11 protein-coding genes are annotated in these 15,569 nt (G+C 54.9%); 4 read left to right on the top strand and 7 right to left on the bottom strand.

Annotated elements, in window-relative coordinates; translation table 11 throughout:
* Positions 1 to 150: 150 nt before the first annotated feature.
* The 4 genes from asnS (at position 151) to EC836_RS09730 (ending at position 4,766) form a co-directional block, all read left to right on the top strand.
* Positions 151 to 1,551, top strand: coding sequence for an asparagine--tRNA ligase (gene asnS, locus EC836_RS09745; protein ID WP_123332515.1), 1,401 nt, complete (start codon positions 151 to 153; stop codon positions 1,549 to 1,551).
* Between the two features lie 298 nt (positions 1,552 to 1,849).
* Positions 1,850 to 2,941, top strand: a complete 1,092-nt coding sequence (gene ompC / locus EC836_RS09740) for a porin OmpC (protein ID WP_304466142.1) — start codon at positions 1,850 to 1,852, stop codon at positions 2,939 to 2,941.
* Between the two features lie 232 nt (positions 2,942 to 3,173).
* Complete coding sequence (locus EC836_RS09735; protein ID WP_123332513.1) at positions 3,174 to 3,464, top strand: hypothetical protein; 291 nt, start codon at positions 3,174 to 3,176, stop codon at positions 3,462 to 3,464.
* Positions 3,465 to 3,575: 111 nt separating this feature from the next.
* A complete protein-coding gene (locus EC836_RS09730; protein ID WP_123332511.1) occupies positions 3,576 to 4,766 on the top strand; it encodes an amino acid aminotransferase in 1,191 nt (396 codons plus the stop codon).
* 47 nt (positions 4,767 to 4,813) lie between these two features.
* Here EC836_RS09730 and EC836_RS09725 read toward each other — a convergent pair whose 3' ends face one another.
* From EC836_RS09725 to cmoM, 7 genes are all read right to left on the bottom strand, one after another.
* Positions 4,814 to 5,443 carry an MBL fold metallo-hydrolase gene (locus EC836_RS09725; protein WP_123332509.1) on the bottom strand — a complete coding sequence of 210 codons (630 nt, stop codon included), beginning with the start codon at positions 5,441 to 5,443 and terminating at the stop codon, positions 4,814 to 4,816.
* A gap of 42 nt (positions 5,444 to 5,485) precedes the next feature.
* The gene (locus EC836_RS09720; protein WP_123332507.1) at positions 5,486 to 6,034 is read right to left on the bottom strand and encodes a YcbK family protein; all 549 of its coding nucleotides are present in this window, start codon (positions 6,032 to 6,034) and stop codon (positions 5,486 to 5,488) included.
* Between the two features lie 186 nt (positions 6,035 to 6,220).
* On the bottom strand, positions 6,221 to 8,074 hold the full coding sequence (ldtD, locus tag EC836_RS09715) for a L,D-transpeptidase (RefSeq protein ID WP_123332505.1): 1,854 nt from the start codon (positions 8,072 to 8,074) through the stop codon (positions 6,221 to 6,223).
* A 163-nt stretch (positions 8,075 to 8,237) separates the two neighbouring features.
* Positions 8,238 to 12,695: a chromosome partition protein MukB gene (gene mukB, locus EC836_RS09710; protein ID WP_123332502.1), complete on the bottom strand. Its 4,458-nt coding sequence runs from the start codon at positions 12,693 to 12,695 to the stop codon at positions 8,238 to 8,240.
* Positions 12,696 to 13,415 carry a chromosome partition protein MukE gene (gene mukE, locus EC836_RS09705; RefSeq protein ID WP_123332500.1) on the bottom strand — a complete coding sequence of 240 codons (720 nt, stop codon included), beginning with the start codon at positions 13,413 to 13,415 and terminating at the stop codon, positions 12,696 to 12,698.
* Positions 13,396 to 14,718 carry a chromosome partition protein MukF gene (gene mukF / locus EC836_RS09700; protein ID WP_123332498.1) on the bottom strand — a complete coding sequence of 441 codons (1,323 nt, stop codon included), beginning with the start codon at positions 14,716 to 14,718 and terminating at the stop codon, positions 13,396 to 13,398. Before mukF ends, mukE begins: the two co-directional genes overlap by 20 nt.
* On the bottom strand, positions 14,715 to 15,500 hold the full coding sequence (gene cmoM / locus EC836_RS09695) for a tRNA uridine 5-oxyacetic acid(34) methyltransferase CmoM (RefSeq protein WP_123332496.1): 786 nt from the start codon (positions 15,498 to 15,500) through the stop codon (positions 14,715 to 14,717). The genes mukF and cmoM overlap by 4 nt, the downstream gene beginning before the upstream one ends.
* Between the last annotated feature and the right edge of the window lie 69 nt (positions 15,501 to 15,569).

Genomic DNA, 15,569 nt, shown 5'->3' with positions numbered 1-15,569 from the left:
GACGCTTTCTGGCCCGCAACACCGTTAATACTGAATAAATCTCCCCTCATTCATTGAATTCCTCTTGTTTCTCCCCGCCCGGCAAGTAACATAGCAAGACCCAAAATTTGGGGTAACCATTCCTATTCAGATCAATAGTGAGAGACTTATATGAGCGTTGTGCCTGTAGCGGATGTACTGCACGGCCGGGTTGCGGTTGACAGCGAAGTCACCGTACGTGGCTGGGTGCGTACCCGAAGAGATTCAAAAGCCGGTATTTCCTTTATCGCCGTTTATGACGGTTCCTGCTTTAATCCCGTTCAGGCTGTGGTCAATAATTCTCTGAATAATTATCAGGATGAAGTGCTGCGTCTGACCACCGGCTGTTCCGTGATCGTCACCGGTAAAGTGGTGGAATCCCCGGGTGAAGGACAGAGCTTTGAAATTCAGGCGACCCACGTAGAAGTGGTGGGCTGGGTTGATGACCCGGATACCTATCCGATGGCGGCTAAACGCCACAGCATTGAGTATCTGCGAGAAGTGGCCCACCTGCGCCCGCGCACTAACCTGATTGGTGCCGTTGCCCGCGTGCGTCACACGCTGGCTCAGGCACTGCATCGTTTCTTTGACGAGCAGGGCTTCTTCTGGGTTTCCACCCCGCTGATCACCGCTTCCGATACCGAAGGTGCCGGAGAAATGTTCCGCGTCTCCACGCTGGATCTGGAAAACCTGCCGCGCACGCCGGAAGGCAAGGTCAACTACGAAGAAGATTTCTTCGGCAGAGAATCGTTCCTGACCGTATCCGGCCAGCTGAACGGCGAAACCTACGCCAGCGCCATCTCTAAAATTTACACCTTCGGTCCAACCTTCCGCGCCGAGAACTCCAACACCAGCCGTCATCTGGCTGAGTTCTGGATGCTGGAGCCGGAAATCGCCTTTGCCGACCTCGAAGACAACGCCGCACTGGCGGAAGCGATGCTGAAGTACGTCTTTAAAGCCGTTCTGGAAGAGCGTGCTGATGATATGGCCTTCTTCGCCGAGCGCGTAGATAAAGAAGCTATCACTCGCCTGCAGCAGTTTGTCACCACCGATTTCGCCCAGGTGGATTACACCGAAGCGGTAGAGATCCTGCTGGCATCCGGACAGACCTTTGAGAACCCGGTTTCATGGGGCATCGATCTCTCCTCTGAGCACGAGCGCTATCTGGCCGAGAAACACTTCAAGGCACCGGTGGTGGTGAAAAACTACCCGAAAGACATTAAAGCGTTCTATATGCGCCTGAACGATGACGGTAAAACCGTTGCGGCGATGGACGTTCTGGCGCCGGGAATCGGCGAAATCATCGGCGGTTCGCAGCGTGAAGAGCGTCTGGACGTGCTGGATGCCCGCCTGGCTGAGATGGGTCTGAATAAAGAAGATTACTGGTGGTATCGCGACCTTCGTCGCTACGGCACCGTACCGCATTCAGGTTTTGGTTTAGGTTTCGAACGATTAATCGCCTATGTCACCGGCGTACAAAATGTAAGAGACGTTATCGCATTCCCACGTACGCCGCGGAACGCTTCTTTCTAATTTCAGAATTAAATATAAGAAATTCATATATATACAAAGGTCAGCCTCGCTGGCCTTTTTTTATTTTTGTAAATTTTGAGTTCACTCACAAAGTTCCCTGTTTTTTACATTTTGTTACACACATTTTCCTCTTGTAACCAGAATAGGAGATTAGTAGCATTTTCCCTCTAGATTAACCGCGCTACGAATGGAAAGATGCGTGCAGACACAGGAAGACACCAAACTCTCATCATAGTTCTGTAATGAATTCTTGACGGCAGTGGCAGGTGTCCAAATAACTCCAATGAGGGTAATAAAAATGATGAAGCGCAACATTCTTGCAGTGGTAATTCCAGCTCTGTTAGCAGCTGGTGCAGCCAACGCAGCAGAAATCTACAACAAAGACGGCAACAAACTGGATCTGTACGGTAAAGTTGATGCGCGTCACACTTTCTCTGACAACGCTGGCGATGACGGCGATGCAACTTATGTGCGTTTCGGTTTTAAAGGCGAAACTCAGATTAACGACCAGCTGACCGGTTACGGCCAGTGGGAATACAACGTCCAGGCTAACCACACTGAAGGCGGCGCTGACGTTCAAGACGGAAACAAAACCCGTCTGGGCTTTGCTGGTCTGAAATTTGGTGACGCGGGTTCATTCGACTACGGTCGTAACTACGGCGTGATCTACGACGCAATGTCTTACACTGACCAGCTGCCAGTGTTCGGCGATGACACCCTGTACCAGGACAACGATAACTTCCTGATCGGTCGTTCTTCAGGTGTCGCTACTTACCGTAACAGCAACTTCTTCGGTCTGGTTGACGGCCTGAGCTTCGCTGTACAGTACCAGGGTAAAAACGAAGGTCGTGAAGTACAGCTTCAGAACGGCGACGGCTGGGGTACTTCTGTAGCCTATGACACCGGCATGGGCATCAGCGCAGTTGGTTCTTACTTCTCTGCTAACCGTACCGTTGATCAGAAAGCAGACGGCACCGGCGACAAAGCTGATGCATACGGTCTGGGTCTGAAATATGACGCAAACAACGTATACCTGGCGGCATTCTACGGTGAATCCCGTAACACCACCAACTACGGCAACACCGGCGTAGCTGCTAACAAAACTCAGAACTTCGAAGTGGTTGCACAGTACCAGTTCGACTTCGGTCTGCGTCCATCCATCGCTTACCTGCAGTCTAAAGGTAAGGAACTGGACGGCTTCAACGGCTTCGGCGGCGGCGATGCTGACCTGGTTAAATACATCGAAGTGGGTACTTACTACTACTTCAACAAAAACATGTCTACCTACGTTGACTACAAAATCAACCTGCTGGACGACACCGACTACACTCGTGCAGCTGGCAAATCTACCGACGACGTTGTTGGTGTTGGCCTGCAGTACCAGTTCTAATTGCCTTTTGCCGGTGGGCTTGCCCACCGCGCAACTCGCAACTAACGGGGCTTCGGCCCCGTTTTTGTTTTTTATTTCCCCTGACCCGCCAGTTTTCAGTTCCTTACATTAACTCTGCGATCCTCTTCCCAGCGCGGCGCTAAACTCGCCCAAGCCCGAATATAAAGGGTGATATTTCCACACGCTGCCGTACACTCATTCTCAGGCAAGGACCTGGCACAAGGACAAGGGTATGGACATCATGATTAATCGTATTGAACAGCTTGAAAAAGACACCGGCCAAATCAAAATTGACCTTGCATGTCTGACCGCCCGCTCGGAAACATTTGCAACTAAGACCGATTTGGCAGAGCTGAGAACGGAAATGCACCAAAGTCTGGTGGGCATTCATAAAGAAATGGGTGGCATGCATAAAGAGATCGGCAGCATGCACCAGGAGATATCGAATCAGACTCGCTGGATAATGGGGACAGCCGTCACTATTGCCGCCAGCTGCATGACCATCGTTAAAGTTTTCTTTTAACGAAGCTTGATCTTTACCCGGCTTTTTTAATGCAAACGGTTGGCAATTTCACGTTTCTGGCGGTAACCTGATTGCTCACTTTGCTTTAGATTAAGCTAACGGACTTCAATTATGTTTGAACGTATTGCAGCTGCACCCGCCGATCCCATTCTTGGTTTAGCCGACCTGTTTCGTGCTGACGACCGCCCAAATAAGATCAACCTCGGTATCGGGGTGTATAAAGATGAAACCGGCAAAACGCCGGTGCTGGCCAGCGTAAAAAAAGCTGAGCAGTATCTGCTGGAAAACGAAACAACCAAAAATTACCTCAGCATCGACGGTATTGCTGACTTTGGTCGCTGCACGCAGGAACTGCTGTTTTCAGCCGACAGCGCCATTATCAGCGCTAAACGTGCGCGCACCGCGCAAACCCCTGGCGGAACCGGTGCATTGCGTATTGCTGCTGACTTTATTGCTAATCAGACGAGTGCTAAGCGCGTCTGGGTGAGCAACCCTAGCTGGCCTAACCACAAGAATGTGTTCGCCGCTGCCGGACTGGAAGTCTGTGAATACGCCTACTACGATGCCGCTAATCATGCGCTGGACTTTGATGCACTGGTCAGCAGCCTCGACGCCGCGCAGGCTGGAGACGTGGTTCTGTTCCACGGCTGCTGCCATAACCCAACGGGCATCGACCCGACTGCCGAACAGTGGCAGGCGCTGGCGAAACTGTCGCTGGCGAAAGGCTGGCTGCCGCTGTTCGACTTCGCCTATCAGGGATTCGCACGTGGTCTGGAAGAAGATGCAGAAGGCCTGCGTATCTTCGCTGCCAGCCACCAGGAACTGATTGTCTGCAGCTCCTACTCGAAGAACTTTGGCCTGTACAACGAACGCGTCGGTGCCTTCACGCTGGTGGCTGCTGAAGCGTCGGTTGCGGATACCGCATTCAGCCAGGTTAAAGCGACTATCCGCGCTAACTATTCTAACCCGCCGTCTCACGGTGCTGCCATCGTCGCAACCATCCTCAGCAACAGCGCACTGCGTGCTCTGTGGGAGCAGGAACTGGCCGATATGCGCCAGCGCATTCAGCGTATGCGCCAGCTGTTTGTGAATACGCTGCAGGACAAGGGAGCTGAAGGTGATTTCAGCTTTATCATCAGCCAGAACGGCATGTTCTCATTCAGCGGTCTGACGAAAGACCAGGTTGTTCGCCTGCGCGAAGAATTTGGCGTGTATGCGGTGAACTCCGGTCGCGTTAACGTGGCGGGTATGACGCCTGACAATATGTCACCACTGTGTGAAGCGATCGTCGCCGTGCTGTAATGCGGGTCTGATGGTATAAAAAAGCCTGCATTTGCAGGCTTTTTTATTTATTGCAGGAAAGGATTACTGATTCTTTCTCGCCCTAACGTTGAGATCGGGCCGTGACCTGGAATAAACGTCACATCGTCCCCCAACGGTAAAAGCTTGTTATGAATGGAGGCAATCAAATCGCTGTGGCTGCCCTGCGGGAAGTCAGACCGCCCTACGCCACCGTTGAAAATCACATCGCCAGAAACCAGCAGACGGCCAGTACGGTCAAAAAACACGATATGGCCCGGGGTGTGGCCCGGACACAGCAGGACTTCCAGACTCACGTTGCCGACCGCTACCGTATCCCCCTCTTCCAGCCAGCGATCCGGCGTTAAAGGCGCACAATAGCCAAAGCCAAACATTTGACTCTGAGTGGGTAACCCTTCCAGCCAGAACAGATCTGCTTTATGCGGACCGACAATTTTCACACCGTAGTGCGCTGCCAGCTCAGCTGCGGCGCCAACGTGATCGAGATGCCCGTGGGTCAGCAGGATCTGCTTCAGTTCAACGTCCAAAGCGGCGATTTCCTGCTTGATTTTATCAGCATCGCCACCGGGATCGACCAGTGCGGCTTCCCGGGTTTCCGGGCACCAAATCACCGAACAGTTCTGCGAGAAAGCCGTAACGGGAATAATATGATAGTTCATAACGCTCCACTGCCGGCAACCACTTAAGGCCGGCGTTCCGTTTTACCAGTGCCGTACCGGACCGGTATCAATATGCACAAAGTTGCTGCTCGGGTAGTATCCTACACCACCCGCCCGCATAGCGAGAGCAGCTTTGCGCACATTGTTCAGGGCAATTCCTTCAATGTGGAAATCCATCGCCTGACCCAGAGTATGGTAGCTGTGTTTTGCCACGCCACGGCTGTGCGAACGCATAGAATTATTCGTGGCCAGCGAGCGGTAGCCGGAAATAAGCTGCACGGGTTTGCGGGTATCAAGCATGGCCTGTAAACGGAAAAGCTGATCGAACAGATGGGGATCGATATTCTTTATTTTGTTCGCCCGGTAATCACGGAAAAAATGATTCAGACGAACCAGTTCGTCCTTGTCATATTTTTTACCATTAAAAAATTCCGTTTTCAGGCTTTCACCGGTGTTGAGATTGCTTAACGTCAGTACCCGGGGACGGGAGGTCGAAAGCGAAGCAAATGCCTGAGTTGGAAGGAGAGCGAAGCCTAGCGCAGCTCCCCCTAACGCCAGCAATTTACGGCGGTTAGAGTCGAATTTATCCATTAATCAGTATTACCTGGAAAAAGTGATGAGAAACGTGCTTTTACAGCACTATTCGAAACCTTACCGATGTAACAAACGCCCGTCAACCCGACAAAACGTAAACCGGCGCAGGGAGGCTGTCCACCTCCGCTGCACCGGTCGGCGACGGGTTATCTGCCCACCACAGAACTGCTGGATAATCAACCGCTAGAGCAATAACTGACCAGCTCGTGTCAGGATCTGAGCCCCTGAACGGGCGGTGCTGTCATAATTGTAAATATCTGTACGAAACTGGGGTTGTCCGTCATCTGCGACCCAGGCGGTAAGGTAATACAGGTTCACCGGGATCCGCTGGCGTATGGAAACAAACCGGGTGTTCCCTTCCTTCAACGCGCTGGAAATACGCGTATCGTTCCAGCCAACGTCCTGTAACAGCAGGTTCGCCAAATCGGAAGCGCGGTTCACGCGTACACACCCGGAACTGAGCGCACGGATATCACGCTGGAACAGCCCGTGGTTTGGCGTATCGTGCAGATAGATCGCATCTGAACTGGGCATATTAAACTTATAGCGGCCCAGCGAGTTGGTCGGTCCGGGTGCCTGACGGATACGGTACGGGAACGAATCAGCGGATACCATGCTCCAGTTGATCATCGACGGATCGATCACTTCTGATTCACCGCTCCAGCCCGACAGCAGGGTGTAGTTGTGCTTGTACAAATAGCTGGGGTCCTGCTTCACCTTCGGCACGATATCCTTACGCACCAGCGTTGTCGGCACATTCCACGGCGGATTGAGCACCACATTATTCAGTGCGCTGCGCATCAGCGGTGTCTTGCGATCCGGCCGACCCACGATAACCCTTGAAGACAGGATTTCATTGCCGTTGACGTAATACGCCAGTGAATAGTTAGGAATATTAACCATGATGCCGTTATGCATATCGTCCGGCAGCAACCGTAGTCGCTGGATATTCAGCGCCAGCAGCGATGCCCGCAATTGCGGCGACACATTCAGCCATTCACGCGTACGCAGGCCGATTAAGCCGTCTGCCTCCAGCCCCTGCCAGCGCTGAAAACGCTTCAAACCCTCCACCAGGTCGGGGGTGTAAATATTATCGCTGTTAACCGGCACCACCGCGCCCTGCACGTTACCGATATTATTCGGCGTTTCCGGCTGCACGTCGGTAGTCGTGGTCGCGGAAGGGCTGACAACCGCGCTGTTAGCCGCCTGATTTTGCCCCGAGCCGGCGTCCGCCTGTGCGTTGTCATCGTCGTGAACCATCGGGGCATCAACGGCGCCCACCACTTCATCGGCAGGCTTCGGTGGCTCATTGGCCGCTGACATCATGCCGGTACGCTGCAGAATAGCGCGCAGCGCGGGCACATCATTGCTGATTTGCCCCGGTCGGAGAGTTTGTCTGTCCGTTAGCTGTGGCCACGGACGGCTGTCCGTTAACAGCGTCTTCAGCGCACCGTGCATTCGTGAATACTGCGGATGCTGCGGCGCCAGCGACAGGATGAAACCGTTGAGGCTGCCGCGCGTCAGGGCTTTCTGCCACTGATTGATGACCGACAGCGGCGGCGTTTCCAGCTTGTACGGCACATTGCTATACAGCCAGACTTCACCCTTGCTCGGCGCGCTGGAAGTAAACTGCAGGTAGCCCAGCAGCGCATCCGAAAGCACAACATCACGTGCCAGACCCGTGATGTGCGGGTCGGTCAGCATTTTTACCCACTGGGTAAACTGCGGCTGAACGCCAGAAATCGCCACTTCAGCCAGCTGCTGCTGAAACTGCTCTATTGCCTGGCGGTCCTGCCACATCGGCTGCATGCCGCGGCTGGCATAAAGCGGTGCCAGCGTTTTGAGATAAAAAGGTGAACCGAAGCGCGACGTCGCTGCGGTAATGTCAGCCTGGCTCTGCGCGACGGAGACATGATGCGTAACCGGGGCGGAGACAGGCGGGATTCCTGCCAAAGAGGGAGACACGTATGCCAGCCCAAACATCAGGCTACAGCCGAGTACAATGGCCTTAGCGATAAAAGATTTCTGCAGCAACATCCTTGCTCCCTGTATAAGTCAGCAAATAATACTGAGCGATAGTGAACATCTATTTTAAGTATATAAACAGAAAACGGCATTTGCCTCTTACGTTGCAAATGCCGTTATTGAGAGTAATGCGCTGACGGGGATTTTACCACTTCCGCCAGGTAATAATTCTACGTTAGCCCGCCCCGGTGGAGCTCTCCACGCCTGCTGAATTCGCCGGTAAATCAGCGGAGAATCCACGCAGTCCGACAACGTGAACATGCTCGGTATTATTAAAGACCTTACGCACTAACTTGTAGGTCGTGCCTTTTTCCGGACTGATATTTTCCGGTGCCGCAATGATCAGCTGCATTTCCAGACGGTCACACAGCTCAAACAGCGTGGCGATGGACTTCGCATCCAGACGGGCCGCTTCATCAAGGAAAAGCAGACGGCAAGGTGAAATATCCTTACCGCGCAGACGACGGGACTCTTCTTCCCAGCTCTGCACCACCATCACCAGAATCGACATCCCCGTACCGATCGCCTCACCGGTGGAGAGCGCGCCACTTTCGGCGCGCAGCCAGCCGTCGGAACCGCGGTTCACTTCCACTTCCATTTCCAGATAGTTACGGTAGTCCAGCAGCTCTTCGCCGATAGTCTGCGGCGTACGCTGCCCCATATCAATCTGTGGATTCAGGCGCTGATACAGCTTCGCCAACGCCTCAGAGAAGGTCAGGCGATTGCTGTTGAACAGATCCTGATGCTGTTCATGCTCTTCGGACAGCACATCCAGCAGCGTCGAATGCGCTTCACGGACATTGACGTTCAGGCGCACGCTGTGAACCTGGCCAAAGCTGACCGTCTGAAGCCCCTGGTTCAGCTGTCGAATACGATTTTGCTCGCGCAGGATCGTTTTGCGGATAATGTTCGACACGCTGCGTGAACTGATCGCCAGCATCTGCTCGCGCGCGGTCAGCTCTTCGGTCAGACGGTTCAGTTCGATCTCCATCTGTTCGATCGCTTCAACCGGATCGTCGGTGCGAATAATATCCTGACGAATACGTTCACGCAGATGCTGGTACACGGCGATAAAGAACTGGATCTTGCGCTCTGGCCGTTTCGGATCTTCCGACAAACGCAGCACATCGCGCAGATGTTCATTATCCGCCACCGCCAGACGCAGCGCACCCAGCGCCTTATCCGACATTGAACGCAGTTCATCACCGCCAAGGTAGGCCAGTTCACGGCGGTGCAGACGGCGCTCAACGCCGTTATCTTTCACCAGTCGCAGCACGGCTACCCAGCCGGCTTTCGCATTCACCACCTGCTCACGCCCCTGGTGATAATCACGCTCAACGCGGCGCAGTTTTTTCTGCAGCGCATCCATTTCGGCTTCACAGAAGGTCAGCTGTTTTTCCAGCTGATTACGGCGCGCACGGTTATTACTCAGCGCGCTGTAAAGTTCATCACGGCGCAGGCGCGCACGCTCTTCGGCGCTGGCATCGGCTTGCACGCCGATATCCTGCATCTCCTGCTGCAGCTCTTTCAGCATATCGCGCTTGGCATCGTAAGAACTTTTCAGCGACGCCAGCACCTGAGAATACTGGGTCAGCTGCGTCTGATGCTGACGAAGCTGCTCGCGGGCGCGGGCGCGCTCGCCTTCTGCCTGCTCCAGACGCTGGCGCAGTTTCTCATTCAGATCGCTGGTGCCGTTGAGCATCCCGGCCGAGTCGGTATAGCTGAAGTGTGTACGGCGCTGAACGACTTCGGTCAGCGCGAAGGCCTGCTGACGCGCGTCGCGCTGCTGCTGCTGCGCCTGCTGATAGTCCAGCTTCAGTTGCTCATGCTGCTCGGGATCGCTCTGCAATACCGAGAGAATCGGCTCCAGCTTCGCCAGATGCGCGGCGTGCTGCTGAATGAAACGCGCGGCTTCCTGCGCCTCGTCCAGCCGCTCGAGCACCTCGTCGTAGCGGTCCTGCAGCGTGTCATCCAGAAGCAGGCTGACGCGCGGCAGCAGGCGGTTCAGCTGCGCAACGCCCTCTTTCGCCTGGTCGAACTGCTGACGCTGCTGCTGATTTTCACTTTCGTGATTGCTCAGCGCCCGCTCCACTTCACTGCGACGGCCGTTGAGCTGACGCATTTCCGCTTCCGGATCGGATTCAAACGCTACGCCAAGGTGGCTACCGACAAACCGGCTGAAGGACTGATGCAGACGCTGCGCTTTTTGCACGTCGAAGGAGAGCGTGGCGTAACGCTCGGCCAGAGTTTCACGTTCGGCGTGCAGCAGCTCAAGCTGATTTTCACGCGCGGCACGGCCAAACAGCGGCACTTTCGGGAAGCGGGAATAGCGCCACTGGCGATCCCCGGCTTTCACCACCACCGCCTTTTGCAGTTCCTCAACGCTGAAGACGCTGTCATCGAACGACTGCGGATCGCCTTCAATCAAATAGAGGTCTTCCGGGCAGTCTTCAAGGCCGTCCAGCAGGTCACGGACCAGCGAAAGGTCCGGCACCACAATCGCGTGGCGAGACGGACCGTACAGCGCCGAGAAGTAAGGCGCGTCGTCGATGGTCACATCATCATAAATTTCTGACAGCAGCACGCCGCCAAAGCGTTCGGCCAGCGCATTAAGACGGTTATCTTCCGCCCCGCCCGGCTGGCTCAGCCGTTCAATCTGCTGTTCGAGATCCCGCTTGCGGGCGGCAACTTCGTCACGCTCGACCGTGGTTTCACGCTCTCGTTCCAGCAGTTGCTGCATCAGCTCGGTCACCTGCTGGCTGCTTTCCAGCGGCTGACCGGTTTGCTCGCTGAGCTGGGTCAGGATCTCCTGTGCGGCCAGCCACTGCGGTGCCTGGCGGGTCAGGCGAGCAATGCGCTCGCGCAGTTGTTCCAGCTCCTGACGCAGCGCCATGCGGCGTTCACCGGCATCGGCGACGCTGTCGTTCAGCAGTTCAATTCGCGCTTCCAGCTCGCCGTGCAGCACTTCCAGCTCGTCGGCTTCAACGCGATTGCCGTGGCGCTTACAGAACTCATTCAGCAGGCGTTCGGCATCCTGCTGCTCACGCAGCCGCTGTTCCAGTTCGGAAAGGCGGGAGCGCAGCGGCTGAAGCTGCTCGGCGTGATAGCGCTGGTTGGCGGCATCACGCAGCATATCGCGCCCGGTCTGCCAGGCTTCGGCACGACTGACCGGTCCGGCAATGCGGGTGACCAGTTCGAATGCCTGCTCAAACTGGCTGTGGGCGGCCTGCGCCACGCTCATTTTTTGTTCCAGCTGCAGCAGTTTCCCGGTCGCTTCCTGCTCTTTCGCCTGGAAAGTTTCCTGCCACTCTTCGGCGTTTTCCACGCTGAGATCGCCCAGCTGGCAGATCTCTTTTGCACGCTGCAGCGCCTGAAGCGCCTGCTGATACTGAATAGCCCGGGTCTGCTGAACGTCCAGCGCCTGCTGATAGTCGGCCAGCTGACTTTTCAGCTCGTCCACTTCCAGCTCGGCCGCTTCGCTGCGCGCTTCGTTTTCTTCCTGTACTTCACGCGCTTCCGCTACCACTTCGTTCTGCTCTTCCAGACGGAAGGTCAGCTCTTCGAGATCGGCGTCGTAGCGATCGATTTTTTCCTGCTGGCGCAGCGCGGTCTGTACCAGATTAAGATGATCGCTGGCACCCTGATAGTCGGTTTCCAGATCGCTTTCTGCGCCGTTCTGTTCGGCCAGTTCCCGTGACATTTCAACGTGGCGGAACTGCTCGGCAACCAGCTGTTTTCGGCTGGTAAACAGCTCACTGCGCAGCTGAATGGCACCGTCCAGATGAATGCGGCGCTCGTTGGCGTGACGCATATAGTCCGCGGCAACGTAGCTGGTGGCTTCCGAAATCAGATGCTTAAATAGATCACGATCGGACTGGGTCACCCGAATCGCTTCCAGCGTCATGCGGTTTTCCCGCAGCGCGGCTTCCATATCCTGGAATGCCTTGCGCACGCCGCTGTTTTCCGGCAGCAGGTAATCGCGCAGCGAGCGGGTGATCGCGCTGGAAATACCGCCGTACAGCGAGGCCTCAATCAGGCGGTAATATTTGCTGCGATCGGCGGCAGAGCGCAGACGGCGAGCCACAATCCCCAGATCAAACATCACCGAGTGATAATCGGTAATCGAGTTGTACTGTTTAAACTGCACGCTTTCCATCGCTTCGAACTTATCTTTCAGTTCGCTGAGCGGCAGCACGCGCGCCTGGCGGGCATTAACCGTTTCGGTCAGGATCTCCGTCGGATTGATCGCCGCTGGCAGACCGTGAATGCTGAACGGTTTGATATCGACCTTACGATCGCGCCCCGCCACCTGCTGCAGGCGTACACCGACGATGACCCGCTGATGGCGGGAGTTCACCACGTCCAGAGCGGCGTAACACACGCCCGGACGCAGTTTGCCATGCAGCCCCTTGTCGCGAGAACCGGACGTTGCCCCAGCTTCGGTGGTGTTACGGAAGTGCAGCAGCGTCAGATCGGGGATCAGCGCGGTAACGAAGGCCGCCATCGTGGTCGATTTACCGGCACCGTTACCGCCGGAAAGCGTGGTGACCAGTTCATCAAGGTCAAAGGTACGTGCAAAAAAACCGTTCCAGTTAATCAGCGTCAGTGAGCGAAACTTGCCACGTTCAATCATTTATTCTTCCTCTCCGCTTTCCTGCGCGCTGTGGTCAGCTTCACCATCATCATTCTCATCGTTCAGCGCCAGTCCGCCATCCAGCTGCATCGCTTCGCCGTCGCGGATCATTCGCAGCTGTGCGTCGCGGGCATCATCTCCGCTGCGCACATCGGCACCAAAACGGAATACCGATTCGGTGATGCGGAACTTACTGCTGTCGTTGCCCATAAACCACACCATGCCCAGACGGCGCAGACGGTTCAGCGAGGCACGCATTTTTTCCTGCAGCTTCTGCCGGTCAAGGTCAGACCCCGTTGAACGCTGGTTAACAAGCTTCAGCAGCTTGCCTTCATCCGCCAGCGACATCAGTTCGTCGTGCAGTTCCTGCTGGCTAAAGATCCCTTCATTGGCCAGGCGTTCCGGGCTGAGATACAGGTAGCAGAGAATTTTCCCGACCATCATATCCAGCTCGGAGAGCACCGAACGCGGGATCAGCGTGGTTGAACGCGGGCGAAGGTAGAAAAAACCTTCCGGTGCGCGGATCAACTCAACGTTATAGCGCGCGTAAAACTCTTCCAGAAATTCCTGATAATCCATCAGGAAAGCGTGATTATCTAACTCTTCAATACCAATATGGCGGCCTGCGCGCAGCTGGCTGTCCAGCGCCGGGAAAATCGGGTTAGCCAGTGCCTGCGCCAGTTTAACCGGCATCACTTGTTCAATATTTGTCGATGACATGTGCCTGCACCTTGGCTCCGTAATCATTAATGGCCTGCCACTCAGCGGACAGGCCGGAGAAATCTGCTTCGGCCACGCCTAAGCGGACGGCCTGGTCGACAACAATACGCGCGACGTCAAAGTGACGCACTCGCGGGTACTGTGCCAGGTAATCGCGCATCACCGCCCCCAAATCCAGCGGCCGCTTCTGCGCTTTATAGATCGCCAGTGCCTCTTCGATCATCGCGGCAAGCTGCTCGCGAATTTCATTAAATTCTTCGTATTCCAGCTCGGAAGGCAGCTCGCCGGTTACCTCTTCATTACGCAGCGTCAGCTCTTCATCGCGCATATCGTAGAGACGATCGGCATTGGCGTAGGTTAACGCCCACGGCATATCGAAATAGTTCTGCACCGAGACGCGCAGGCGCTGGGCAAAGACGCGGTTTTTATCCATATCGATGGCGGTACGGATAAATTTATGCACGTGACGATCGTAGCCAATCCACAGGTCGATGGCCTGCTGGCCCCAGCTGATAATGCGATCGAGTTTGTTTTGCAGGTCAAAGACCAGCTTGTCGATAAAGCCGAGATCCGGACTGTTCATAATCGCGTCCTGGATCCGCAGCAGATTCGCCTGCAGCTTATCCCCCGCCGCCTCCAGCGTATCCTGCAGTTCACGTAGCGTACCGGACGTTTCATTCAGCAACAGTTCACAGCTGGAAATCGCCGCGCGCCAGTCTTTATTCAGCAGCTGCGCGATATCGTCTTTTACCGCCTGCTGCTGCTCATCCATAATGCGCTGGGTGATATCGATACTGTCGAAGATTTCGGCGACAGAATATTTAAGCGGGGCAAAAACATTGCGGTGCCAGTGGTACTCATCACCGTCTTCCTGAGCGGCATCGGCGGCCTGCTTCAGTTCACCCGCCACAATAGAGAGCTGCATAGACAGGCGCAGCGTAGAGAATTCACGCTGGCGGATATAGTAATCGGTAATGCCGATCGCCAACGGCGTCAGGCGATAAATGGCATTACCTTCCGAAAATTCGCTGGTAAAGCGATTGAGCAGACGCTGGCGTACCATGTCATTGATGGCATTGTTGGCACGGACCAGCACGGTTTCACTGGTCTGCTCAAAGCCGTCACTGACGTGACGAAAAGCGTCGATCAATTCGCCTTCACTCATTTCGCCATCCATACGCTCGCCGTTCAGGGCGGCAACGGCCAGCAAAAATGCCAGACGTTCGGTTGGCAAAGAGACGGAAAAATCATTTTTTCGCGCCCAGGCCACCAGTTCCGGTACAGTCTGGGAAAATTCACTCATAATTCGTCCTTTTGAATGGGTTTCCGCGCTGTGACGTGGATGTAACGCCCTAAACTTAAAAATGGCTCCTGGTGGCAGTACTGCTTCTCCAGCGCCAGAACCTCATCAAATCGTTCACTCTGCTTATTTTTGTCGCGCAGATAGTCGTGGAATACCCGAATGCCGGTTTTGTTTTCAATGGCGAAACCGCACTCCTGCAGCCAGCGATAGACCTGCTGCGGGTCACGCGGATAGTCGGGAGACAGCGTCTTACGTTTGCGCTTACTCAGTCCCGCCTGTAAATAACCAAAGTTCCCTAACACCATGGTCTGCATCGTCAGACCATTGATGTTATAGAACATCAGTGACAATACGCCACCCGGTTTGAGTGCATCATATAGCGCGCGCAGCGCCTGCTGCGGTTCCGCCACCCACTCCAGCACAGCGTGAAACAATACCAGATCAACCGGCTTATCCAAATGTTGGCCTGCCTGCTGAGCGCTGATTTGTTTAAATTGCATGCTGTCGCTCACACCTTTTTCTTCAGCGAGGCGGCGTGCGCGGCTGAGCATTTCCGCTGACAGATCGCACAACAGAACGTTGTGGCCCCGGGCGGCAATACCGCACCCCGTTTGCCCTTCGCCTCCTCCGGCGTCCAGTACGGACAGGGGGCCAGCAGGTAAGGTTGTCAGCAGCGCATCAAGCTCCTGCCAGAGGATTGCCTGGCGAATACGGCCTTTTGTCGTACCGTAAATATTTTTGGAGAATTTTTCTGCGATATCATCGAAGTTGCGATCCTGCATGCTGACGGCTCCGGCTTTCAGGGGTGATTCAGAAGGTCATTTTCGCATACACTGGCAGATAATAAACCT

It is taken from the genome of Erwinia sp. JUb26, from assembly GCF_003751505.1.
GTDB lineage: Bacteria > Pseudomonadota > Gammaproteobacteria > Enterobacterales > Enterobacteriaceae > Erwinia.
Note: the sequence above shows the minus strand (reverse complement) of the source record. Positions and strands in the feature narration are given on the sequence as shown.